This window comes from Corynebacterium sp. HMSC11E11 (genome assembly GCF_001807025.1).
GTDB lineage: Bacteria > Actinomycetota > Actinomycetes > Mycobacteriales > Mycobacteriaceae > Corynebacterium > Corynebacterium freneyi.
The window spans coordinates 20,065-43,140 of sequence record NZ_KV787173.1 but is presented as its reverse complement, the minus strand read 5'-3'; the positions used below and the strand labels follow the sequence as shown (position 1 = coordinate 43,140).

Genomic DNA, 23,076 nt, shown 5'->3' with positions numbered 1-23,076 from the left:
CGCGCCTTCGCCCGTGTCGTCGGGCGCGGCCGGCGGTGGCGTCAGCGTCGGGCGGCGAGGTTTCGGGCGCGGCGTTCGCGGATCATGGAGTTGATGGCCAGCGCGATGAGGACGGCGCCCGCGATGACGCCGATGAGTCCGACGATCGCGGCCCACAGGGGGCGTCCGTCGACGACGGTGGGCAGTCCGCCGAACACGACGATGAGGAGGACGCCGGCGACGATGCGGACGCTGTAGGCCGTGGAGGTGGCGGTGGCGGGGTTGGCGTCGGATTGCGGGGTGTGGGGTGCGTGGGCGCCGGCCCCGGCGGTGGTGGCGGTGGCGTCGTGGTTGGTGGGGGTGGCGTCGGTCATGGGGTCAGGATACGGCAGGATTGCGGGGGCATGATCGGCGATCGTCGGCGTGTGATGTGGGCGGTGCGGTGCGGCTCTTTGGCTCGGCCGTGGAGTGCCGTGGCGTGACGTGGCGTGAGGAGCGTGACCGGATGGGCAGGGCGGCGGGCAACCGCGACGAGTGGTGGGGTGCGAAGAAGGCGCCTGCGCCTGACCCGGTGGTCTCCCACGCGGAGCCGGACATTCCGTTTGATCCGGTGGTGGTGGCGGAAGAGGGTGGGGTGGTCGTCGTCGATAAGCCTCCCTTCCTGCCGTCGACGCCGAATGGGCGGCTGGTGCGCAACACGGTGCTGCGGCGGTTGCGGGATCGGTTCGGGGAGCCGGAGTTGACGTGCGTGCATCGGCTTGATCGGTTGACGTCGGGGTTGTTGTTGGTGTCGCGGGATGCGGCGTCGCGGGGCGCGTACCAGCGGTTGTTTCAGGAGGGCCGCGTGGGCAAGACGTATGAGGCGTTGACGGTCGTCGCCGATGATTGGGTGCCGGGTGAGTCGCGGGACGTCGTGGTGGAGTTGGCCAACGTCGCCGGTGAGCGTGGGGTGCGGGTGCGGGATTTGTTGCTTGACGACGGCCCGTCGGCCGACCGGCCCGCCGTGGCCGCCGGTGAAGTGCCGGGGGTGGTGTGGCGGTCGGCGACGACGCGGGTGACGTACGTGGGCACGGTGGCGGCGGAGGTGGGGGATGTGTTGCCGGGGATGTTCGGCGGCGGGCATGGCGCGTCGTGCGGGTGCGGTTCGTGTGGCATGCGGATGACGGTGGGGAAGTGGCGCCTGGAGCCGGTGACGGGGCGGACGCATCAGCTGCGGGCGACGATGGCGCATTTGGGGTATCCGATTCTCGGCGACGACACGTATCCCGAGGACCGTGGGTTGGATCTGGGCGACGTCACGCGGGTGTTGAGGTTGGTGGCCGCGGAGTTGCGTTACGACGATCCCCTCGACGGCCGGCCGCGTCATTTCCGCTCGGTTCGTGATGTGGCGGATCCGTTGGCTGAACCGAGGTACTGAGCGTTGGCGCGGCGAGCCCGTGTCGGTGTTTCGGCTACGTTGCCCGTGTGGTGCTCGCGGGGCTGTTCGGGTGCGGCGCGGCGAGGCCGTTTTCCCGGCGGGTGGGGTTAGCATCCCATCTGTCAGATGCCGTTCCAACGGGGAAGTTTCCACGGGGAGAAATCGAATGAACATCAGGGGCGTTCATCGTCGGGGCCATCAGCGCGTCCATCGTCGAGTCACCGCTGCGCTGGCGGCCACGGCGATCGCCGTCGGCGGGCTTGGCGTGGGTGTCGGCCCGGCGTCGGCGGTGACTCCGCCGACCATCCCGTACGAGCCGCCGGCCCTCGACGACGGTGGCGTGCGCAGCCCGATGATCCCCCCGTCGGCGTGGAGCGGGATCGAGCACGGCATCGGCCGGCTCGCGGGCAAGGACCTGGGCCTGGACGCGCTGGATGACCGCGAATGCACGGCCATCACGGCGATTCACGTGCCGGGCACCGGCGAAACCAACGAGCAGCGTGACCCGGATGTTCCGCATGGGCGCGTCGTTTCCGGGCTGGGGCATGATCTGGCCGCCGAGTTCGGCGATGACGTCCGCAACCTGTACCTGCCCTACACGTCGGATGCGTTTCTGACCGCCTCATACGCGGAGTCGGCGCCGCGCGGCCAGGAGGCGTTGACCCGTCTCGTCGACGCCGTCGCCGCGGCCTGCCCGACGACCGGGTTGGTGTTCACCGGGTATTCGCAGGGCGCGGACATCGTCGGCGGGTGGGTGGCCGACGCGTTGGCCGGGCGGACGGATGCGGCCGGGGTGCCGCTGGTCGATCGCGTCGTCGCGGTGGCCCTGTTCGGCAATCCCCGTCGCGGTGCGGATGTCGCGGTCGCCCATGGCACGGCGGCCGCGGATTCGACGGGAATTCTCGGGCCGCGCGAGGGGACGTGGGGTGTGCTCGGCGACCGCATCTTCGACTCGTGCAACGACGGTGACCTGTGGTGCGATTCCACCCCGGGAATGCGGGAGATCGCCCCGGCGGTGATGTCGGCGTCGTTCGCCCCGAAGGATGCCGCCGCCGCCCGCGCGGTCATCGAAGACGCCGTGGGGTCGGGTGCCCTGGCCGATCCGGAGATCCGAGAGGCCCTGGGCGCGTTGCTGGAGTTCCTGATCGACGGCTCGTCCGATCATCTGCAGTACGAGGCCGAGTTGGACGGAGCGCCGTCGGCACGTGCCGAGGCCGCCGCATTCCTCGGCGCGAAGATCGGGCCGGCCGTCGCCTCGGCCTAGCGTCCTCTCCCACGCCCAAACCACGGGGTCCAAACCACGGGGTTCGTGCTGACCCCGTGGTTTAGGGACGAAAATGGGCCGACCCCGTGGTTTGGACCCCGTGGTTTAGGGACGAAAACGGACCGATCCCGTGGTTTGGGCCCCGTGGTTTAGGGGGCCAGATGAGTGAGCCCCGGCAGGCTGCGCTCGCAACCTGCCGGGGCTTGACGACTACCCGGGCATCGCATTCGCCCGGGGCCGAACACCTAGTGGTGGACCCCGTCGACGGGGGACTGGTCGATGTTGTCTCGGGCCCGTGCGCGCGTCGACGACGTCAGGGCGGCGAGCACGGCGAGGAAGAAGCACACTGCCAACACGGAGAAGACCTGCTGGCGGGCGACCTCGTCGAAAAGCATCATGACGGTCAGCCCCAGGATCATGAACACCGCCAGCCACGACAGCCACGGGTAGCCGGGAAGGCGGACGGTGAGCTCGTCGTTGGCCTCCAGGCGCGGGCGCAGCTTGATTTGCGACAGCGCGATGACCAACCAAATGACCAGCAGGCAGCCGCCGACGGCGTTGAGCAGGAACACCAGCACCTTCGACCCGTCGAAAACGACCTGGATGCCGACCGACAGGAACGCGAAGACCATCGACATGATCACCGCCTTGTAGGGCACGGCCTGGGAGTTCATTGCGGTGAACATGTGCGGGGCCTCGCCGCGGCGGGCCATCGAGTACACCAGGCGCGACGTGGCGTAGATCTGGGCGTTGAAGGCGGACAGCAGCGCCAGGACGATGACGGCCTCCATGAAGCCGACGACGCCCGGGATGCCCGCCTGCTGCAGCACCAAGGTGAACGGCGACTCGGCGGCGGTGTCGGCGCCGTCGATCTGGGAGTAGGGCAGCAACGTGATGATGACCAGCACGCAGCCGATGTAGAACACGCCGATGCGCACGATGATCGAGCGGACGGCGGAGGCGATCGAACGCTTCGGGTCGTCGGATTCCGCGGCGGCGATGGTGACGATCTCGATGCCGCCGAACGCGAACGCGACGGCCAGCAGGCCCGCCGCGACACCGGAGAAGCCGTTGGGCAGGAAGCCCGACTCCGCGATGTGTTGCGTGCCGACGAAGGTCGTGCCGGGCAGCAGCCCGAAGATCAGCAGGACGCCGATGACGAGGAAGCCGATGATGACGGCCACCTTGATGAACGCGAACCAGAACTCGAACTCGCCGAAACCGCGGACCTTGGCCAGGTTGACGACGGCGAAGAACACCACGCACACCAGGCCCGGGATCCACCCCGGGATGTCCCACCATGCGCCCATGATCGCGCCGGCGCCGGTGATTTCGGCGCCGAGCACCATGATCAGCATGAACCAGTACAACCAGCCGAGGATGAAGCCGGCGCCCCGGCCGAACGCCATTTCGGCGTAGGTGGAAAACGCGCCGGAGGCGGGGCGGGCGGCGGCCATCTCGCCGAGCATGGTCATCACCAGGACGACGATGACGCCGGCGGCGAGGTAGGACAGCAGGACACCGGGTCCGGCGGCGTTGATGCCGACGCCGGTGCCCAGGAAGAGTCCCGCGCCGATGGCGGAACCCAGGCCCATCATGGTCAGGTGGCGAACTTTCAGTCCCTTGCCGAGCTTCTCGTCGGTCGAAGCGTCCGGCACGGCCTCGTCGGCCCGGGACAAGGGGTCATTGGTCATGGATGGGACATTACCCGCCGTCTTCCGGGCTCTCGCGCCTGGTTCCGCCGTTGACGATGGCTGGGGTCAGACGCGGATGCGACGGCGATGCCGAGTCGATGACGTGCGTTCACCCGCAAAAGAACGCGGGCGTGTGCGGGCGTGGCGCCGACCCAGGGGGAGGGGAGCCGCCTACACCTCGGTGGGGCGCATGCACACCGCGGCGTAATCGGGGTGGCGGAAGAAGTGCATGCGGTCGCGGCCGTTGAGCTCCCAGGCGTGGACGCGGCGTCCTTCGTCGAGAAGCTCGATCGGGGCGTCCTTGTCGATGAGGATGTTCTTGTCGATGATGCAGTCGTCGCCGAGGTCGACGCCCACGGTGCCCGCGGACACGCCGATGACGCAGCGCCGGCCGACGGTCAGCGGGATGCGGCGACCGCGTTCGTCGTGACGGGCCATGACGGTGCCGGCCAGACCGACGGTGGTGTGCTCGCCGAGCACCACGCCCGACGACAACCGGCCCTCGATCTTGCAGGGGCCCAGCGACCCGGAGTTCAGCGACACGAAACCCTCGCGCAGCACGGTGGTGCCCGGCGCGAGGTAGGCGCCCAGGCGGACGCGCTCGGCTTCGGCGATGCGTACGCCCGACGGCACGACGTAGTCGACCATCCGCGGCATGCGGTCGATGGAATAGACGTGGATGAGGCCGCGCATGCGCAGGTTGGTGCGCAGGGCCTCGAAGTTGTCGGGCAGACAGGGGCCCTTGTTCGTCCACGCGACGATGTTCAGGGCGTCGAACACCTCGCTCATCTGGATGGAGTGCGGGGTGACGATGCGGTGCGACAGCAGGTGCAGGCGCAGGTAGGCGTCGTGCGAGTCGATCGGCGGCTGCGACAGGTCGGCGATGGTGGTGCGCACCGCGACCTGCTCGACCCTGCGGTCCTCGTCGAGAAGCACCTGGCGCAGCAACTGGGGGGTGAGGTGCTGCGCGCCGAGGCGCCGGGTGCCGGATTCGGTGATGGTGTCGTCGAGCTGGGGGTTGGGGTACCACGTGTCCAGGACGGTGCCGTCCATTGCGATGTTCGCGATACCCGTGGCCGAGGCACCTGTTGTCATCATGATTCCAAGTGTATCCGCTGTGGTCGACGCCCTCGACCGCACGGTGGCTGGTCGGTGGCCCGTTCGGGTGGGGCCCCGGGGTATATCGTCGGGGGCGTCGAATGCGGCCGCCGCCGCCCGATCCCCGGAGGTTTCCCGTGTCCGCCCAGACGCCCGCCGAGCAGCCCGCCCAGACGCCCGCCGAGCAGCCCGCCCCGTCGGCCGCCCGTCGACCCGTCCCGTCGTCCGTCCGGCAGTCCCGCGCCGCTGCGGGCGGTTTGTCGTCGGCGGATCTGCTGGCCCGTTCGGATTTGCCGCGCGCGGCGAAGGCGGCGATCGCGGTGTCGCGGGCGTTGGGGCGCGTGGCGTTGGTCGCGCTGGTCGTGGCCGTCGTCGCGGTGGCGATGGGCTGGGCGCCGGTGGCGTGGGCGGCGGTGATCGTGCTGTTGGCGTGGTGCGTGAGCTGGGGCATTTTCGCCGGCGTGGCGGCGGGGAAGTGGGCGCTGATCGGTGCGGTCGCCGCGGCGGCGCAGGGCACGTGGGCGGTGGCGGCCGGCTCGTCGGCGCAGGGCGAGGTCGGCGCGCTGGTCATGATCGGCGTGCCCGTTTTGGGTTTGGCCGTCGGCATGGTCGGCGGGGCGGCGGTGCGGGGGTCGTGGGATCGTCGTCAAACCGAACGCGAGCGTCGCCTGGCGGCCCTGCCGGATTGGGCCCGCGACGAGCTCGGCGCCGCCGCCGACGGCCTGGACCCGAATGCCACGCGCCCGCCCGGCCCGGCCGTGATCGGTTCGCACTCCGATCCGGCGGTGCGCCTGCTCGCCGCGGTGTGCCGTCCGTTGCCCGGGTCGACGGTGCTGGCCGGTGAGCCCGCCATCGCGGTCAACGGTTCCCGCGTCGCCGTCGTCGCGTGGGGTCCGCGCCTGGATCGTGCGGTTCAGGCGCCGCCGCTGCCGCCGTTGCCGGCAGGGGTGGGGGCCCGGGTGTTCGTCGTGCGCGAGGGCACGGAGCTTGCTTCTTCGCTTGACGACGCCCCGGCCTCGACGCCGTCCGCCGCGCCGGCCGGATCCGCCGTGCTTTCCGGCGCGACCGAGATCGTGGCCACCGAACCCCAGGAACTGGCAGCGCATCTCGGCGCGGGCACCCCGCCCGATGGCGACGCTTGCCACGGCATCGCCGCCGACCTGCATGCCCGGGTGCTCGACGCGCTGGATGGTTACTCTGGGGTGGGCGAACGCCACGGCTGAACGCCGACGACGCAGACGACGCAAATGACGGAGCTGCCGTCGACGCGGGGTTCACGGCCCGCGCCGCACCCGCGCACGACCACGAAGAAACCGACCAGGAGACCACCGACATGGCCCCGCACCGCACCCCTTCCCCGGAGCGCAAGCGCCAGCTGCGCGGACCGATGATGGTCCGCAACACCGGCGAGTACGACCCGAACCGCTCGACGACGGATCGCCGCCTGCTCGACCCGGGCCAGGCCACCGACTGGTTGCACACCGACACCTGGAGGGTGCTGCGGATCCAGTCCGAGTTCGTCGATGGATTCGGGGCGCTGGCGGAGATCCCGAAGGCCATCACGGTGTTCGGTTCGGCGCGCATGCCGGAGGACCACCCGTACTACATCCAGGGTTGCGAACTCGGCCGCGCCATCGTCGAAGCCGGCTACGCGTGCATCACCGGCGGCGGCCCGGGCCTGATGGAGGCGCCCAACCGCGGGGCCTACGACGCCGACGGCCTGTCGGTGGGATTGGGCATCGAGCTGCCGCACGAGCAAAGCCTCAACGACTGGGTCGACCTGGGCCTGAACTTCCGGTACTTCTTCGTGCGCAAGACGATGTTCCTGAAGTACTCGCAGGCGTTCATCGGGCTGCCCGGCGGCTTCGGCACCCTCGACGAGTTGTTCGAGGTGCTGGTCATGGTGCAGACCGGCAAGGTCACCCGGTTCCCCGTCGTGCTGCTGGGCACGGAGTTCTGGGGCGGGCTGATCGACTGGATCCGCGACCGCGTCCTGGCCGAGGGCATGATTTCGCCGGAGGACATGGACCTGTTCCTGGTCACCGACTCCATCGACGAGGCCATGGAGTTCATCGTCGCCGCCCACGAGGGGCAGGAGCGCGATCGCCGGGAGGAAGTCGCGCGCGAGGCGATCGCCCGCGCCCACCGCGACGGCGACCAGGGGCTGCTGGACTGACGGTGAAGGAGTTCGACGGGGTGAAGGGCGCCCGGCGCAGCGCATTCCAGCCGACGCCGCTGCCGGCGGTGATGGCCATCGTCAATCGCACGCCCGATTCCTTCTACGACCGCGGTGCCACCGCCGCGGAGGACGCCGCGCTGGCCCGGATCGACGCCGTGGTCGCGGCGGGGGCGGACGTCATCGACATCGGCGGCGTCAAGGCGGGGCCGGGGCCGGTGGTCGACGCGGCCGAGGAGATCGACCGGGTGGTGCCCACCATCGCCGAGGCGCGTCGCAGGCATCCGGGCGTGACCATCAGCGTGGACACGTGGCGGGCGTCGGTGGCCGAGGCCGCCATTGCCGCGGGCGCGGATCTGGTCAACGACACGTGGGCGGGCCACGATCCGGAGTTGGTGGAGGTCGCCGGCGCGCACCGAGCGGGCTACGTCTGCTCGCACACGGGTGGCGCGGTGCCCCGCACCAGGCCGTTTCGGGTGCATTACGACGACGTGGTCGCCGACGTCATCGCCGAAACATCCGCGTTGGCGGAGCGGGCGGTGGCCTGCGGCGTGCCCGAGGACAAGGTTTTGGTCGATCCGACGCACGACTTCGGCAAGAACACCTTCCACGGCCTGGAGCTGCTGCGGCGCCTCGACGAGCTGGTCGCCGCCGGGTGGCCGGTGCTGATGGCGTTGTCGAACAAGGACTTCGTCGGCGAGACCGTCGGCCGGGACGTCGACGGGCGGGTGCCGGCGACGCTGGCCGCCACGGCGTGGGCGGCGGCGCAGGGCGTGGCCATGTTCCGCGTCCACGAGGTCGACGACACCGTCGACGTGTGCCGCATGATCGGCGCCATCCGCGGCGATGTCGCGCCCCTGTCGACGATCCGGGGGCTGCAATGAGCGGCGGGGATGGCGGGAACGTCAACGGCAGTGTGCATGGCACGAAGGCGGATCGCGGGGAGGCGGGCGTCGTCAAGCGTCCCGCGGTGTCGGTGATCCTGCCGGCCCTCAACGAGGAAGCGACCGTCGCGTCGGTGATCGAGTCGGTGCGGCCGAGCCTGGCGGCTGGCATCGTCGACGAGATCATCGTCGTGGATTCCGATTCGACGGATGCGACCGCCGAGGTCGCCGCGGCCGCCGGGGCGCGGGTGGTCAATTGGGCCGACGTGCTGCCGGACGTGCCCACCCGCCCCGGCAAAGGTGAGGCCCTGTGGCGCGGGGTGGCCGCCGCGCGCGGTGACGTCGTCGTCTTCCTCGACGCCGACCTGCGCGACCCGTCCCCGGCGTTCGTGCCGTCGCTGCTGGCCCCGTTGCTTGCCGACGACACCATGCGCCTGGTCAAGGGCCATTACCGCAGGGATGCGCCGGGGGACGTCGGCGGCGGGCGCGTCACCGAGTTGACCGCCCGGCCGCTGCTGGCGGCGTTTCGGCCGGACCTGGCCGTCATCCGGCAGCCGCTGTCGGGAGAGTACGCGGCGTGGCGGGCCGACCTGATGGAGCTGCCGTTCGCCGCGCGGTATGGCGTGGAGATCGGCCTGCTCGTCGACGTCGCCGACCGGTGGGGCGCCGCGGCGATCCAGGAAGTCGACCTCGGGGTGCGCGTGCACCGCAACCGGCCGCTGGGCGAGCTTGCGCCGATGGCCGTGGAGGTGTCCGCGACGCTCCTGCGCAAGATCGGCCTGGCGCCGGCCACCGGCGAGGACCTTCCCGGCGACCGCCCGCCGCTGGCCACGATGCTGCCCGGGACGAGGAGGGAACGAGTGGGCGACGAATGATCCAGTTTCTCGTCGTGTGCCTGTATGTGCTGATCATCCCGGTGTTCTGGTCGGTGTTCGCGGTGCTGCTGGCGCGGTTGCCCGAAAGTGCGGACAAACCCCCGGCGGTGCGAAAAGGCGTATTATCGGTGAGCAGGCGCGGCGTCGGAGACGACCACGTCGGCAGTGTCGGCGACCGCGTCGGCGCAGGCGGCGCAGAAGAAACCGAAGCACAGCCGTCCACGCACTTTCACGAATGAGGAGAAGTCACATGGCAGCGATGAAGCCCCGGACCGGAGATGGACCTCTGGAGGCCGTGAAGGAGGGCAAGAAGATCGTCATGCGCGTTCCCGCCGACGGCGGCGGCCGCCTGGTCGTCGAACTGACGCCGGAGGAGGCCGCCGAGCTCGGCGCCGCCCTCACCGCCGTCGGCGAGTGACCCCGACCGATCTTCGATTCCGCCGGGTGGAGCCCGCCTTGCGGTGAGGCGCCCCGGCCGGATTCGCCGTGCCCCGTCGACGATGCGTCGGCGGGGCGTCGCGTTCGGTGGCCCATTGGCGGCCCGTTGGCATTGACGCGGGGCATGCCCGGTAGGATTGGCCACCATTCACCGGTGTTCGCGACGGGCGCCACCGGTTCGCCGGATTTCCGAGGAGGAATAGGTTGCTCGCCGACATCATCGACGTGCTCGCCGACCCCATCGACGGGTCCCCGCTGCGGTGCGGCGACCCCGAGTGGGCGACGCTGAAGTCCGAGTCCGGTCACAGCTATGACGTCGCCCGTCAGGGGTACGTGACGCTGGCCGGTGGCGCGGGGCTGCGCTACTCGGGCGATGATGCGAAGATGATCGCCGCCCGCGAGGAGTTCCTCTCCGGCGGGCATTACGCACCGTTCGTCGAGGCGGTGACCGGCAACGTGCAGGACGTCCTCGACGACGCCTGCGTGGCGGAGGAGGCCAATCCGGCGATCCTGGAGATCGGCGCGGGCACGGGCTACTACCTGGCGCACACGCTCGACGGGGTCAGCGGTGCGCGCGGCGTGGGCATCGACGTGTCGGTGCCGGCGGCGAAGCACCTGGCCAAGTGCCACCTGCGGGTGGGCGCGGTGGTGGCCGACGCGTGGGCGCGGCTGCCCATCCGCGACAATTCCATCGACGCGATCACGGTGATCTTCGCGCCGCGCAATGCGGAGGAGTTCGCCCGCGTGCTCAAGCCTGGCGGCCAGGTCGTGGTGCTCACCGCGGCGACGGGGCACCTGGGCGAGTTGCGTCAGCCGTTGGGCATCATCGACGTCGAGCGCGGCAAGGTCGAGCGGATGATCGCGCAGGCCGAGGGCCACCTGGTGCCGGTCGGAGAGCCGGAGCTCGTCGAGTTCCCCATGACCCTCGATCAGGCCGCGATCGCCGCGCAGATCGGCATGAGCCCGTCGGCGCGGCACATTCATCCGGACGTGTTGGCCGAGCGCATCGCCGCGCTGCCGCATCAGATGGAGATCACCGCCCGCGCGTACGTGACGCGTCTGGGCAAGAAGGAGCGGTAGCGTCGGCTAGTCCTTGACCTCGGTGGCGTGGATCTGCGCGTCGAGGTCTTCGGGGGCGAGTTCGGCGCCGGAGAACTCCTCGGACAGCGGCAGGCGCAGCTGCAGGTCGGTGCCGGGGCAGATTTCGATGACGCCGGATTTCAGCTTGAAGTCGAGGACGTGGCCGCCGCCGGTGCGGTCGTCGTCGATGAAGTGGACGTGGCAGCCGGGCACGGAGATGCCCTTTTCGTACACGGGGGTGCGGAATCCGGCGATGACGCCGCGGACGTTTTCGAAGTCGACGGATTCGTCGGCTTCGGTCGCGTCGATCATCTTGGGGTAGGGGCGGGACTGCTTGACGACGGTCCGCGTGGTGACCCATTCGAACTCGCCGGTGATGCGCAGCGCGTACATGTAGTTGGCGCTGGGGACGACGGAGTCGATGAAGGGGGTGATGTCGGCGCGCACGCAGTTGGGCGGTGCGTCGCGGACGATGTGCGGCACGAAGTTGGTCACCACCGCGTAGGGGGTTTTCTGGCCCATCGACGCCTTCGTCGCCGAGCCGTCGCCGCGCAGTTGCCAGCACACGCCGTCGATGATGACCATTTCTCCGTCGAGGCCGTCGAAGGTGCCGATGCCGAAGTTTCCCTTGCCGAGCAGTTCCCCGATCGACATTTCGCCGTCGTAGATGCCGTCGAGCAGGGCAGTCATCAGCGACGCCTGGAAGAAGGTGTGGCGGGTGGTGGGCAGGTCGGCGGGGTGGTCGCCGCGGGTGGGGTTCGCGTTGGTGTTCACGCGCCCCAGGCTAGCGTCGTCGCGTGCGACGTGACGACGGCCGGCGCAACCCCGACGGGTGCGCCGGCCGTCATCGGTCCCATATGCCCGGACTCACTTGGTCGGGGCTACATGCTCGGGCCCACATGGTCCGACCTACATGAGGGACTTGTACACCTCGACGGTGTCGCGGGCGATGGTTTCCCAGCTGAAGACGTCGATGGCGCGCTGCTTGCCGGCCTCGCCGATCTTCTTCGCCGCCTCGCGGTCGGACACCATCTTGTTCACCGCGGCCGCGATGTCGGCTTCGAAGGTCGCCGGGTCGTTTTCGTCGTAATGCACCAGCGCACCGGTTTCGCCGTCGACGACGACCTCCGGGATGCCGCCGACGTCCGAGGCGACGACCGCGGTGCCGCACGCCATGGCCTCCAGGTTGACGATGCCCAGCGGCTCGTAGATCGACGGGCAGACGAAGGAATCCGCGGCGGTGAGGATCTCCTGGATCTTTTCCTTCGGCAGCATGTCCTTCACCCAGAACACGCCGTCGCGCTCGGCCTGCAGGTCGGTGACCAGCTGCTCGGTCTCCGCCGCGATCTCCGGGGTGTCCGGCGCGCCGGCGCACAGCACCAGCTGGACGCCGTCGTCGAATTGCGACGCCGCCTTGATCAGGTGGCCCACGCCCTTCTGGCGGGTGATGCGTCCGACGAAGGCGACCATCGGGCGCGACGGGTCGACGCCGAGGTCCGCCAGCACGGACCAGCCGTTGGCCTCCTGCGACTCCTCCCACGTCGGGCGCGGGTACCACAGGCCCGGGTCGATGCCGTTGAGCACGACGTGCACGCGATCCGGTTCGATGCGCGGGTAGGCGTCGAGGATCGCCTCCTTCATGCGGGCCGACACCGCGATGACGCCGTCGGCGTACTCCATGGTGTTCTTCTCCGACCACGACGACACGTCGTAGCCGCCGCCGAGCTGCTCGCGCTTCCACGGGCGGTGCGGTTCCAACGAATGCGCCGTGGCCACGTGCGGGATGCCCTTGAGCTTGCCGGTCAGGTGGCCGCCGAGGCCGGCGTACCAGGTGTGGGAGTGGACGACCTGGATGTCCGTCGCCGCCGCGGCGTCCGCCATGCGCAGGCCGGTGGACAGGGTCTTGATGGCGGGGTTCGCGTCGGCGAGTTCGGGGTCGACGCCGTGGACGTAGCACCCCTCCTCGTCGCGCGGGGCGCCCATGCAATGCACGTCGACGTCGACGCCATCGAGCCCGCGCATGAAACGGGTGAGCTCGGTGACGTGTACGCCTGCGCCGCCGTAGATTTCCGGGGGATACTCTCGGGTCATCATCGCAACTCGCATGTCAACAAGCGTATCCGCATTTGGAGGGGTTGGCCGTGGGCGGCGCATGCGGGGGCGGCGGGCGCGGGTGGGGTGTGTGCGCCGGCCGGGGGAGGCGGCGCGGGTGGGGAGCGCGGGTGGGACGTTCGGGTGCAGTGGGGCGGCGGCTGTCCGGGCGGCGTGGACGCGGGTGCCGGGGCGGGGGTAGGGGGATCGGAAGCGAGACCGCGCAAACGCATATAGGTTGGGAGGCGTGAGGAGTCAACCGAATGTTCTGTCCATCGTTCTCGCCGGCGGCGAGGGCAAGCGCCTGTTTCCGCTGACTGCGGACCGCGCCAAGCCCGCAGTTCCGTTCGGCGGGAGCTACCGCCTCATCGACTTCGTGCTGTCGAACCTGGTCAACGCGGGTTACGTCAAGATCTGCGTGCTGACCCAGTACAAGTCCCACTCGCTTGACCGCCATATTTCCCAGGCGTGGCAGCTGTCCGGCATCACGGGCCAGTACGTCACCCCGGTTCCGGCGCAGCAGCGACTGGGCAAGCGCTGGTTCACCGGGTCGGCCGACGCGATTCTGCAGTCCCTGAACCTCGTGTACGACGAGTCGCCGGAGTACGTCATCGTCTTCGGTGCCGACCACGTGTACCGCATGGACCCGGAGCAGATGGTCCAGGCGCACATCGAGTCGGGTGCCGGCGTCACGGTGGCGGGCATCCGCGTTCCGCGCTCGGAGGCGCATGCCTTCGGTTGCATCGATGCGGATGACAACAATCGGATCACCAGCTTCCTGGAGAAGCCGGCCGACCCGCCGGGCACCCCGGATGACCCGGAGTCGACGTTCGCGTCGATGGGCAATTACGTGTTCACCACCGATGCCCTGATCGAGGCGATCAAGCGGGACTCGGAGAACGAGGATTCGAACCACGACATGGGCGGCGACATCATTCCGATGCTGGTCGCCGAGGGCGAGGCCTACGTTTACGACTTCAAGGACAACTACGTCGCGGGCGAGACCGAGCGCGACAAGGGTTACTGGCGTGACGTGGGCACCATCGACGCCTTCTACGAGGCGAACATGGACCTGATTTCGGTGCACCCGGTGTTCAACCTCTACAACAAGAAGTGGCCGATCCACACGTTCGCCGATGAGAATCTGCCGCCGGCGAAGTTCACGCAGGGCGGCATCGCCCAGGCGTCGATGGTCGGCGCGGGGTGCATCGTGTCGGGTGGCACGGTGCGCAATTCGGTGCTGAGCACGGGCGTGGTCGTCGAGGACGGCGCCACGGTGGAGGGTTCGGTACTGTTCCCGGGTGTGCGCATCGGCCGTGGTGCCGTGGTGCGTCATGCGATTCTGGACAAGAACGTGGTCGTGGGCGACGGCGAGATCATCGGCGTCGATGCAGAGCGCGATGCCCAGCGGTTCAAGATCAGCCCCGGTGGCGTGGTGACCGTGGGCAAGGGCGAGGTCGTCTAGTTCGTCGCGCGTCCCCGTGTGCCGCCGTCGGGTGGCGGCGGGGACGTTGCCGGTCGTTGTCGTGCTTGACGACGTCCCGGCGTTTCGCCCGTCCGGCGTGCCTCGTGGGGTGCGCCGGTGAGGCCGGGGGCGTGGTTCCCGGTCGTGTGACTCCCCGGTGTCCGTCCCGGTTTGCGGCGGGCATGGGCCGTGGTGCGGGGTGACGTGCCGCGGCCCTTTTTTCGTGTGCGGCGACGGGTTCGTGGGCGCTGGTGGGGCTGCACATTTGACGAGTGTGCGCTGCCGGCCCTGTGGCGCACATTCGTCGGTGTTGGCGGGGCTGCACATTTGACGAGTGTGCGCTGCCGGCCCTGTGGCGCACATTCGTCGGCATTGTGGCGGAATGCCCACCATCGGTGACTAATGGTTACCATGGAGTTTCGGTGATCCGCGGATGCGGATTGGCCAACCTGGCCCGAGGGGCGGCATCGCCTCCGGGCCTGAATTAACGAACGAGAAGTTGAGGAGACCATGACGGACATGTCCAACCAGGACCAGATCGATCACGGCCAGGCGGACCAGGGCCAGGCCGGCAATGGTCGGCCGCTCGATGGGCGTCGCGTGGCGGTGCTCGCGGGTCAGGGCGTGGAGCAGATCGAGCTGACCGATCCGATGCGTGCGATCCGCGCCGCCGGTGGTGAGCCCGTGATCGTGTCCTACTCCGAGGGGTCTTTCGTCGCGATGAAGGGCGACTGGGAGCACGCCGATACCTTCGTGGTCGACGTCGACGTCAACGAGGCCGACGTCGATGTCTTCGATTCGCTGGTGTTGCCGGGTGGCACCCTCAACGCGGATGCGGCGCGGATCGACGAGGGGGTGCTGCGCTTCGTCAAGGCGTTCCATGAGGCGGGTCGGCCGATCGCGGCGATCTGCCATGCGCCGTGGTTGTTCATTGACGCGGGCCTGGCATCGGGTACGAAGCTGACGTCGTATGTCTCGTGCAAGGCGGATCTGGTCAACGCCGGTGCGGACTGGGTGGATGAGCCGCTCGTCGTCGACGGCAACATCATCACGTCCCGCAATCCGGGCGATCTCGAGCCGTTCTGTGCGGCGATCGTCGAGGCGACCGCTTCGGCCCGCTGATCGTTCTAGGCGGACATGGCCGTGGTGCGTGGTGACGTGCCGCGGCCCCTTTTTCGTGTGTGCTGACGGGCCGCCCAGGTGAGGTGGGGCTGCAGATCTGACGAGTGTGCGCCGTGAGCCCTGTGGCGCACATACGTGGGAGGTGCCGGGGCTGCACTTTTGACGAGTGTGCGCTGCGGGCCCTGTGGCGCACATTCGTGGGAGGTGCCGGGGCTGCACATTTGACGAGTGTGCGCTGCGGGCCCTGTGGCGCACATTCGTCGGCTGAGTACGAGGCGCCGCCTACCTCTTGATCAGCGCAATCGCGCCCGAGCCAATGGGCAGGCGGGCCACCAGCGCGTCCTCGCGTTCGAGGAGGTGCTTTTCGGCCTCGCGGGCGGCGTTGGTGTCGCGGTCGCGGCGGGATTCGTCGGCGATGGTGCCGTCGAGGAGGACGCCGGCGAAGATCAGCACGCCGCCGTCGGAAAGCAACGGCCATGCGCGTTCGCGGAACATCGGGATCTCGGCGGGGGAGACGTCGGCGTAGATGAGGTCGTAGGCGCCGGGCGCCAGGCGGCCGAGCACGTCCAGCGGGCGCGACGGCAGGAAGCGGTGGCGCGACGGGCCGATGCCGGCGCGGCGGAAGGCGTCGCGGGCGAGCTTCTGGTGCTCGGTCTCGGGGTCGATGCACGTCAGCACGGCGTTGTCCGGCATGCCCGCGAAGAGGTGCAGGCCGACGACGCCGACCGCGGGGGTCGCGGCGACGGCGGCGGGTCCGTCGGGGCGGCGGGCGGACGCCAGGGCGGCGAGCGCGGGGAGCGTGTCGCCGGCGACGGCGTCGGGGATCGACAGGCCGAATTCGGCGGCGTCGTCGCGCGCGCCGGCCAGTGCCTCATCGGCCACGGAGGTGGCGTTGATGTGGGCGCTCATGGCGTCGAGGGCGGAGATCGGAGCTGCGGAATCGGTCACGACGCCGAGTCTAGGGCGGGGTCGTCGTTGTCCGGCGAGGGCACGCCGGGGCCCGCGGTGGAATCGGCCGAGGGGGCCGCGAATAGGGAGCCGGGACCCGCGGCGGAATCGGCGAGGGGAGTCGCCAGGGGGATTCGTTTCCGAACCGGAACTGTACTCACATGTGACTATCAGGTTAAGGTCAATGGACCCCCAGGTAGATGAGGCAAGGTACCTGCCATGAACGACGAAGGCTCTCCTGTTCCGGACAGCGTTCCGGACAGCGTTCCGGACAGCAACGCCCCCGCCGATGTGCGGGACATGGCCGATGGCGGCCCGGTGACGGGTGCTTCGGCGGAGTCCGAGATTCTTTCCGGCACGGCGGCCTTCGATGCGGGCGAGGGGGACATGCCCACGTGGGCGGAGTTGGTCGAGGAGCACGGCGACAGCGTCTACCGTCTCGCGTTCCGCCTTACGGGCAACCCGCATGATGCGGAGGATCTGACGCAGGAAACGTTCATGCGGGTGTTCCGTTCGTTGAAGCGCTACCGGCCGGGCACGTTCCAGGGGTGGCTGCATCGGATCACGACGAATCTGTTCCTGGACATGGTTCGGCATCGTCAGGCGATTCGGATGGAGGCGCTGCCGGAGAATTACGATCGCGTGCCGGGCACGGCGCCTACGCCGGAGGAGGTCTACGCCGACGCGAATTTGGATCCGGATTTGGAGCGTGCGTTGGCGGCGCTGCACCCGGATTATCGTGCGGCGGTGGTGCTGTGTGACGTCGTGGGCCTGACGTACGAGGAGATCGCCGACACACTCGGCGTGAAGATGGGCACCGTCCGTTCCCGCATTCACCGCGCCCGGACCCAGCTTCGCGCGCATTTGGAGGCTGCGGAGCGGGAGCGCGCGGAGCGCGAGTCCTTCACGCACGCGCGGTAGTTGCGCCATCGGGCGGTCGTCGTCGGTATCGTGGGCGGGAGAACCGACCGGTGGGGTGGTCGGCGTCGGCGGCGCGGGGTTTCCGCGGCCGTTGCTTGACGACGATCCGACCTCACCCTCATCGCCCGTGATGTTGCGGGCCAGGCTTTTTGGAGGAGGCGCGACAGTGGCTGCACCGCATCAGGAGTTCGCGTCGACCGACCATTTGGGCACCGAGGCCGTTGCGGCGTTCGTCGACGGGGAGTTGGGGGCGGTGGCGCGTCGTCGTGCGCAGGCGCATTTGTTGGCGTGCGCCGAGTGTCGGCGTGAGGTGGCCAGGCAGCGTCAGGCGGCTCGGCGTCTCCGCAATTCCGGCGAGGTGCGCATTCCCGCGGATCTGCGGGAGCGTCTTGCGTCGTTGTCGCGGGAGCAGATGCCGGAGAATGCGCCCGGCGCGCGCCATTTGTCGCATCGCCGGCCGGATTCGTTGGCCGCGTTTTTCGAATCCACGTGGCGTACTTTGCGCGGGCCGAGGAACGGCCAGTGACGGGGCGCGATCCGTTCGCCCGTCCCGACGGCGTCGTCGGCGGCGTGGATCCCCGTCATCGGGGTGAGCAGTTCGGCGGAGGGGCCGCCGAAGGTTGGGGCACGGGTGGCCGCAGTGCCGAGGGCTGGGGAACCGGTGGCCGGGACGCCGGTGGTGGCGACGCCGTCCTCGACGCCTACGTCTCCCGCGAGGATCTGGCCTTTTCTCCGGGCGGCGCCACCCACCAAGGTCTGCAGTTGCCGCCGAATGTGGATGGACGCGGGTCGTCGTCACGCAAAGGCGGTGGCGGCGGACTGTTCGACGAACCCCGCGACGACGCCGGGGACGGGTACTCGCCGTGGGCGAACCCGCGCACCCGCATGGTCACCGGAGGCACCGCACGGAAGCCGAAGCGGCCCAAGCGCGAGCCCGTCGTGCCCGTGCCCCGCGTCGACGTGCGCGAGGCGATGTTCGGCCGCATCGTGCCGTGGCGCTTCCTCGTCCTCGGCGCGGCGGTGGTGCTGGTGCTGGGTGGCATCGGTGGATTCGCCGGCGGTTGGGCGGGCAAGACGTTCCGGGCCGACCATGAGCGCGTCGAACTGCGGCAGGTGGAGGGGCGTCCGGGCAACGGTGACCTCACGGAGATCGGCGACGTCGCCCGACGCGTGCAGCCGGCCGTCGCGTCGATCAGCATCGACGCCGCGGGGATGAGCGGCATCGGCTCGGGCGTGGTGATCGACGATGCGGGGCACATCCTCACCAACAACCACGTCGTCTCCGAGGCCGCCGATGCCGAGGACGTCGAGCTGGCCGTGACGTTCACCGACGCGGGCAATCCCCGCAGCGTGCCGGCCACCATCGTCGGCCGCGACCCCAGAACCGACCTGGCGGTGATCAAAGTCGAGGACGTCTCGGGCCTCACCGTCGCCGAGCTGGGCGATTCGTCGCAGGTCCGCGTCGGCGACACCGTCATCGCGATGGGGTCGCCGCAGGGTCTCAACGGCACGGTGACCTCGGGCATCGTCTCCGCGCTCAACCGTCCGGTGAAGCTGGCCGGCGAGGGCACCGACACCGACGGCGTGGCCGACGCAATCCAGACCGACGCCTCCATCAACCCGGGCAATTCGGGCGGTCCGCTGGTCGACGTGCGTGGTGCGGTCATCGGCATCAACACCGTCATCTACTCCGTGTCCGGAGGGTCGCAGGGCCTTGGTTTCGCCATCCCCATCAACATGGCCAAGGACATCGCCGAGCAGCTCATCGCCGGCGAGCAGCCCGTCCACCCCGACATCGGCATCGCCGCTCGGACGGCCGCCAATGGTGCGGTCACCGGTGCCGAAGTCGCCACCGTCGTGCCGGACGGACCCGCCGACGCCGCCGGCATCCGGGAGGGCGACGTCATCACGGCGGTCGGGGAGCGGTCGGTTGGTTCGGCCGATGAGCTCACCGTCGCCATTTGGGGCGTGCCCGTCGGCGAGACCGTCCGCGTCACGCTCGTCCGCGACGGGCAGACCATGGAACTCGACGTCACTCCGGCGGGGTGAGCGGCGTCGTAAAGCAAACGCGGCGGCGGGCGCTGCGTAATCGGCCCGCCCAGCATCTGCAATCGACTGCCATGGCGGCTAAGGTACTAACTCGTGTTCTCTAATGTCGGTTGGGGAGAAATCCTCCTTATTCTCATCGTCGGTCTGGTGCTGATCGGTCCGGAGCGGCTGCCGAGCATCATCACGGATGTCCGTGCGATGATCCTCGCGGCCCGCACCGCGATCGACGATGCCCGGCAGAGCATCACCGGCGAATTCGGCGAGGACTTCGACGAACTGCGCAAGCCGTTGGGCGAGCTCAACGAGCTGCGCAAGCTCAACCCCAAGACCGCGCTGACGCGCACGCTTTTCGACGGCGACGACACGTACCTCGACCTGCTGTCCGGCAAGCCCGCCGCAGGTGGAGGGGCCGCCGGAACCGCCGGCGATGCCGCGAACCCCAACCCGGGTGCGGCCGGAGGCAATGCGCTGCCGGGCAACACGGTCAACACCAACGACGGCGGTGGAGCGAACCCGAATGCCGGCGGCGTGAACCCCGCTGCGAACCCGAACGGCGGCGCCCAGGCCGGCGGCCACAACTGGGCCGACGACGACGTTCTGTAGCCGACTCTGGCCCGCCGCTACGGCGCCAGCTCTTCGAGGATCTCCGCCGCCGACGCCGCACGGCACGACCGGTGGCCCACGCCGGCCCACAGATTGAGTCCCTCGGGATCGCCGACATCGGCGGCTGCCGCGCGGATCGGCGACGTCAGATAGTGCACGTGCGGGTACGCCGCCGGCGCCGCATCGGTGTACCGAAGCGTGAAATCGTTGACCAAGGCACGGGCCAAACGGCCGGAGAAGCACCGGGTCAGCACGGTGTCGCGGTCCCGGGCCAGCAGGGCTTCGCGGTGCGGCTGCCGCGTACCCGCCTCGTCGGCGGTGAGCAGCAGCGTGCCCACCTGCACCGCGTCCGCGCCGGCCGCCAACAAAGCCCGTACGTCCGAGCGCCCGCCGACGCCGCCGGCCGCGATGATCGGCACGGTCGGGGTGTCGTCGGCGATCCTCTTCGCGTGTTCTTCCGTCAGCGCGCGCACCGACCGCACGAGTTCCGCCGTCGCCGATTGCGCTTCAACGGAATCGACGGACGCGGGAATCTCGGCGACGGTGAAGGTCGACTGGTGTCCGCCGGCACCGGGCCCCTGGACGATGAGATAGTCCACCCCGACGTCGAGCGCCGCCTGCGCGTCAACCGGGCCGGTGACGGTGACGCCGACCGATTTCCCGGCCTCGTTGAGGGCGTGCACGACCGCCCGCTCGGGTAACCCGAACGTGAAGGTGACGGTCGAAACTGCGTCGCACGGCCCGGCTGCGGAACTTCCGGTGAGCAGCGCGAGCTTGGCATCCCAATCGTCGTCGGACCACCTTGGTGCGGCGGGCAGATCCACCCCCGGGAAATCCTCGGCCAGAAGATCGCGGTACTCGCGCCAACCTTCGGAATCGTCCGCGTCCGGCACGAAGAGGTTCAGGCCGATGCGCCCGCGCGCCGACCGGCTGCTCCCGGAGGGACGGTCGGCGCGGCGACGGGAAGTCGGGGCGTCGCACAGCGCGGCAGCGGCGTCGATGACCTCGGCGAGCCGTGCCGCGGTGAGATAGCCCGCCGCGATCATGCCGAGGCCCCCGGCCCGCGCGACGGCGGAGACCAGTTCCGGCGTGGAGGGACCGCCGGCCATCGGGGCGCCGACGAGGGGGAGCGGGAGATCGCGGGGACTGAACATGGAGTCCAGAATACGCAATTGAAGTCGGGTTGACCGATGCGGACGGTGGGAGCCGGTGGCGGCCGGTGCTGGCCGCCGCGGATTCCTACTTGGGCGTGACACCCAGGCCGAGCGACTTTCCGGCCAGGGACTCGCGCCGGGTGAACAGCTTCGCCGCGATGTCGTTGAGGGCCTTGCCCGCGCCGGACTCCGGTTCCGACAGGACGATGGGGGTGCCCTCGTCGCCGCCTTCGCGCAGGCGGGTGTCCAGCGGCACCTGGCCCAGCAGCGGCACCGTGCCGCCGGTGATCTGCGTCAGGCGCTTGGCGACGGTCTCGCCACCGCCGGAACCGAAGACCTCCATCTTGGAGCCGTCGGGCATCTCCATCCAGCTCATGTTCTCGATGACGCCGGCGATGCGCTGGCGAGTCTGCAGGGAGATGGTGCCGGCGCGCTCGGCGACCTCGGCCGCCGCCATCTGCGGCGTGGTGACGATCAGCAGCTCGGCGTTGGGCACCAGCTGCGCCACGGAAATGGCGATGTCGCCGGTTCCCGGGGGCAGGTCGAACAGCAGCACGTCGAGGTCGCCCCAGAACACGTCGGCCAGGAACTGCTGGATCGCGCGGTGCAGCATCGGGCCGCGCCACACCACCGGCGCGTTGTCGTCGACGAAGTGGCCGATGGAAATCAGCGACACGCCATGGGCCTGCGGCGGCATGATCATGTCGTCGACCTGGTGCGGCTTGTCCTGCGAACCCATCATGTGGGGCACGGAGTGGCCGTAGACGTCGGCGTCGAGCACGCCGACGGCCAGGCCCTTGGCGGCCAGCGCGGCGGCGAGGTTCACCGTCACCGACGACTTGCCCACGCCGCCCTTGCCGGACGCCACCGCGTAGACGCGGGTGCGGGATTCCGGCTGGGCGAAGGGGATCACCGGCTCGGAGGCCGAGCCGCGGACGGCGTTGCGGAATTCGCGGCGCTGCTCGTCGTTCATCACGTCGGTGGTGACGGTGACGGCGCCGACGCCCTCGATGCCCTTGACGGCATCTTCGGTGCGCTCGACGATGGTGTTCTTCATCGGGCACGCGGCGATGGTGAGGTACACCTCGACGGCGACGTCGTTCGACTCCGAAATGGCGATGGACTTGACCATGCCGATTTCGGTGATCGGGCGACGGACCTCGGGATCCTCGACCGTGGAGAGGGCGGTGCGGACCTGGGCTTCAGTAATCGTGGACATCGGTTGGGATTCTATCGGTCGTCGTGGTCTGCGGGGGAGCCGGGGTGGCGGTCGTCGTGGTGCGCGCCGGGGTGGCGGTCTTCTTCGTAGAGGCGGGCTTCGATGCGTTCGAGGACGCCGGTGAGGTCGTCGAGTTCGCGGCGCAGGTAGTCGCGGGTGACTGCTTCGCCGACGATGGCGCGGACGCCGGCGATTTCGCGGGCGAGGAATTCGGTGTCGGCCTTGGTTTCGGCGGCGCGGCGGCGGTCTTCGTTGACGGAGGCGCGGTCGCGGTCCTCCTGCCGGTTCTGCGCGAGCAGGATCAGCGGCGCGGCGTAGGCGGCCTGGGTGGAAAACGCCAGGTTGAGCAGGATGAACGGGTAGGGGTCCCAGTTCCACCACATGCCGCCGATGTTGAGGGCGATCCAGGCGACGACGATGATCGTCTGAAACGCCAGGTATTTGCCGGTGCCGAGGAATCGGGCGACGCTTTCGGCGACTTCGCCGACGCGGTCGCCGTCGAAGTCGAGGTATTTCTTCCGGCGGGCGACGACGGGCGTGTCCAGCCCGAGGCGCTCCTTGGCGGGCCGTTCGGTGCGGTGGGCGTCCTTCGCCATGGG

General features: G+C 69.6%; 24 protein-coding genes. 15 read left to right on the top strand and 9 right to left on the bottom strand.

The features are described 5' to 3' along the window. Window positions 1–41 precede the first annotated feature (41 nt). Entirely contained in the window at window positions 42–353 is a 312-nt protein-coding gene (locus HMPREF3121_RS11585) for a hypothetical protein (protein WP_070523694.1), read from the bottom strand. A 104-nt stretch (window positions 354–457) separates the two neighbouring features. Here HMPREF3121_RS11585 and HMPREF3121_RS11580 point away from each other — a divergent pair, with 104 nt between their 5' ends. Both HMPREF3121_RS11580 and HMPREF3121_RS11575 read left to right on the top strand, forming a co-directional pair. Further along, complete coding sequence (locus tag HMPREF3121_RS11580; protein ID WP_246816144.1) at window positions 458–1,396, top strand: pseudouridine synthase; 939 nt, start codon at window positions 458–460, stop codon at window positions 1,394–1,396. Window positions 1,397–1,562: 166 nt separating this feature from the next. Then, the gene (locus HMPREF3121_RS11575; protein ID WP_070523687.1) at window positions 1,563–2,660 is read left to right on the top strand and encodes a cutinase family protein; all 1,098 of its coding nucleotides are present in this window, start codon (window positions 1,563–1,565) and stop codon (window positions 2,658–2,660) included. Window positions 2,661–2,905: 245 nt separating this feature from the next. Here HMPREF3121_RS11575 and HMPREF3121_RS11570 read toward each other — a convergent pair whose 3' ends face one another. Together HMPREF3121_RS11570 and HMPREF3121_RS11565 are read right to left on the bottom strand one after the other, a co-directional pair. Beyond that, window positions 2,906–4,354 carry an amino acid permease gene (locus HMPREF3121_RS11570; protein ID WP_070523683.1) on the bottom strand — a complete coding sequence of 483 codons (1,449 nt, stop codon included), beginning with the start codon at window positions 4,352–4,354 and terminating at the stop codon, window positions 2,906–2,908. A 171-nt stretch (window positions 4,355–4,525) separates the two neighbouring features. Continuing rightward, window positions 4,526–5,452 carry a DapH/DapD/GlmU-related protein gene (locus tag HMPREF3121_RS11565; RefSeq protein ID WP_070523680.1) on the bottom strand — a complete coding sequence of 309 codons (927 nt, stop codon included), beginning with the start codon at window positions 5,450–5,452 and terminating at the stop codon, window positions 4,526–4,528. Between the two features lie 137 nt (window positions 5,453–5,589). On the opposite strand from HMPREF3121_RS11565, the gene HMPREF3121_RS12755 reads away from it, so the two are divergent. From HMPREF3121_RS12755 to HMPREF3121_RS11530, 7 genes are all read left to right on the top strand, one after another. After that, on the top strand, window positions 5,590–6,675 hold the full coding sequence (locus HMPREF3121_RS12755) for a hypothetical protein (RefSeq protein WP_070523677.1): 1,086 nt from the start codon (window positions 5,590–5,592) through the stop codon (window positions 6,673–6,675). A gap of 110 nt (window positions 6,676–6,785) precedes the next feature. Beyond that, window positions 6,786–7,628 (top strand): LOG family protein, encoded by an 843-nt coding sequence (locus HMPREF3121_RS11555; RefSeq protein ID WP_070523674.1) that lies wholly within the window; start codon window positions 6,786–6,788, stop codon window positions 7,626–7,628. A 71-nt stretch (window positions 7,629–7,699) separates the two neighbouring features. After that, window positions 7,700–8,512: a dihydropteroate synthase gene (gene folP, locus HMPREF3121_RS11550; protein ID WP_070523759.1), complete on the top strand. Its 813-nt coding sequence runs from the start codon at window positions 7,700–7,702 to the stop codon at window positions 8,510–8,512. Window positions 8,513–8,544: 32 nt separating this feature from the next. Further along, on the top strand, window positions 8,545–9,387 hold the full coding sequence (locus HMPREF3121_RS11545) for a glucosyl-3-phosphoglycerate synthase (RefSeq protein ID WP_305764041.1): 843 nt from the start codon (window positions 8,545–8,547) through the stop codon (window positions 9,385–9,387). Next, window positions 9,384–9,626 (top strand): hypothetical protein, encoded by a 243-nt coding sequence (locus HMPREF3121_RS11540; RefSeq protein ID WP_070523670.1) that lies wholly within the window; start codon window positions 9,384–9,386, stop codon window positions 9,624–9,626. The genes HMPREF3121_RS11545 and HMPREF3121_RS11540 overlap by 4 nt, the downstream gene beginning before the upstream one ends. An 11-nt stretch (window positions 9,627–9,637) precedes the next feature. Beyond that, the gene (locus HMPREF3121_RS11535; RefSeq protein ID WP_070523668.1) at window positions 9,638–9,805 is read left to right on the top strand and encodes a DUF3117 domain-containing protein; all 168 of its coding nucleotides are present in this window, start codon (window positions 9,638–9,640) and stop codon (window positions 9,803–9,805) included. A 224-nt stretch (window positions 9,806–10,029) separates the two neighbouring features. Beyond that, window positions 10,030–10,905, top strand: a complete 876-nt coding sequence (locus tag HMPREF3121_RS11530) for a methyltransferase domain-containing protein (RefSeq protein WP_070523665.1) — start codon at window positions 10,030–10,032, stop codon at window positions 10,903–10,905. A gap of 6 nt (window positions 10,906–10,911) precedes the next feature. Here the strand turns inward: HMPREF3121_RS11530 and budA are convergent, their stop codons facing one another. Both budA and glgA read right to left on the bottom strand, forming a co-directional pair. Beyond that, a complete protein-coding gene (budA, locus tag HMPREF3121_RS11525; RefSeq protein WP_256388245.1) occupies window positions 10,912–11,679 on the bottom strand; it encodes an acetolactate decarboxylase in 768 nt (255 codons plus the stop codon). A gap of 135 nt (window positions 11,680–11,814) precedes the next feature. Further along, the gene (gene glgA / locus HMPREF3121_RS11520) at window positions 11,815–13,011 is read right to left on the bottom strand and encodes a glycogen synthase (RefSeq protein ID WP_070523663.1); all 1,197 of its coding nucleotides are present in this window, start codon (window positions 13,009–13,011) and stop codon (window positions 11,815–11,817) included. 232 nt (window positions 13,012–13,243) lie between these two features. On the opposite strand from glgA, the gene glgC reads away from it, so the two are divergent. Both glgC and HMPREF3121_RS11510 read left to right on the top strand, forming a co-directional pair. Next, window positions 13,244–14,461 (top strand): glucose-1-phosphate adenylyltransferase, encoded by a 1,218-nt coding sequence (gene glgC, locus HMPREF3121_RS11515; protein WP_070523660.1) that lies wholly within the window; start codon window positions 13,244–13,246, stop codon window positions 14,459–14,461. Between the two features lie 510 nt (window positions 14,462–14,971). Next, window positions 14,972–15,583, top strand: coding sequence for a type 1 glutamine amidotransferase domain-containing protein (locus tag HMPREF3121_RS11510; protein ID WP_224371621.1), 612 nt, complete (start codon window positions 14,972–14,974; stop codon window positions 15,581–15,583). Window positions 15,584–15,865: 282 nt separating this feature from the next. Here HMPREF3121_RS11510 and HMPREF3121_RS11505 read toward each other — a convergent pair whose 3' ends face one another. After that, window positions 15,866–16,492: an O-methyltransferase gene (locus HMPREF3121_RS11505; protein ID WP_070523751.1), complete on the bottom strand. Its 627-nt coding sequence runs from the start codon at window positions 16,490–16,492 to the stop codon at window positions 15,866–15,868. A 339-nt stretch (window positions 16,493–16,831) separates the two neighbouring features. On the opposite strand from HMPREF3121_RS11505, the gene sigE reads away from it, so the two are divergent. The 4 genes from sigE to tatB all read left to right on the top strand — a co-directional run bounded on the left by sigE (window position 16,832) and on the right by tatB (window position 20,104). After that, window positions 16,832–17,452, top strand: coding sequence for an RNA polymerase sigma factor SigE (gene sigE, locus HMPREF3121_RS11500; RefSeq protein WP_070523657.1), 621 nt, complete (start codon window positions 16,832–16,834; stop codon window positions 17,450–17,452). A gap of 166 nt (window positions 17,453–17,618) precedes the next feature. Further along, window positions 17,619–17,978 carry a zf-HC2 domain-containing protein gene (locus HMPREF3121_RS11495; RefSeq protein WP_168161408.1) on the top strand — a complete coding sequence of 120 codons (360 nt, stop codon included), beginning with the start codon at window positions 17,619–17,621 and terminating at the stop codon, window positions 17,976–17,978. After that, window positions 17,975–19,501, top strand: coding sequence for a S1C family serine protease (locus HMPREF3121_RS11490; RefSeq protein WP_070523651.1), 1,527 nt, complete (start codon window positions 17,975–17,977; stop codon window positions 19,499–19,501). The genes HMPREF3121_RS11495 and HMPREF3121_RS11490 overlap by 4 nt, the downstream gene beginning before the upstream one ends. Before the next feature lie 93 nt (window positions 19,502–19,594). Continuing rightward, complete coding sequence (tatB, locus tag HMPREF3121_RS13045; RefSeq protein ID WP_083291719.1) at window positions 19,595–20,104, top strand: Sec-independent protein translocase protein TatB; 510 nt, start codon at window positions 19,595–19,597, stop codon at window positions 20,102–20,104. Window positions 20,105–20,121: 17 nt separating this feature from the next. Here the strand turns inward: tatB and HMPREF3121_RS11480 are convergent, their stop codons facing one another. The 3 genes from HMPREF3121_RS11480 to HMPREF3121_RS11470 all read right to left on the bottom strand — a co-directional run bounded on the left by HMPREF3121_RS11480 (window position 20,122) and on the right by HMPREF3121_RS11470 (window position 23,073). Next, a complete protein-coding gene (locus HMPREF3121_RS11480) occupies window positions 20,122–21,258 on the bottom strand; it encodes a nitronate monooxygenase (RefSeq protein WP_070523648.1) in 1,137 nt (378 codons plus the stop codon). Window positions 21,259–21,343: 85 nt separating this feature from the next. Continuing rightward, complete coding sequence (locus tag HMPREF3121_RS11475; RefSeq protein WP_070523646.1) at window positions 21,344–22,477, bottom strand: Mrp/NBP35 family ATP-binding protein; 1,134 nt, start codon at window positions 22,475–22,477, stop codon at window positions 21,344–21,346. Window positions 22,478–22,488: 11 nt separating this feature from the next. Further along, a complete protein-coding gene (locus HMPREF3121_RS11470) occupies window positions 22,489–23,073 on the bottom strand; it encodes a DUF1003 domain-containing protein (protein WP_070523644.1) in 585 nt (194 codons plus the stop codon). Between the last annotated feature and the right edge of the window lie 3 nt (window positions 23,074–23,076).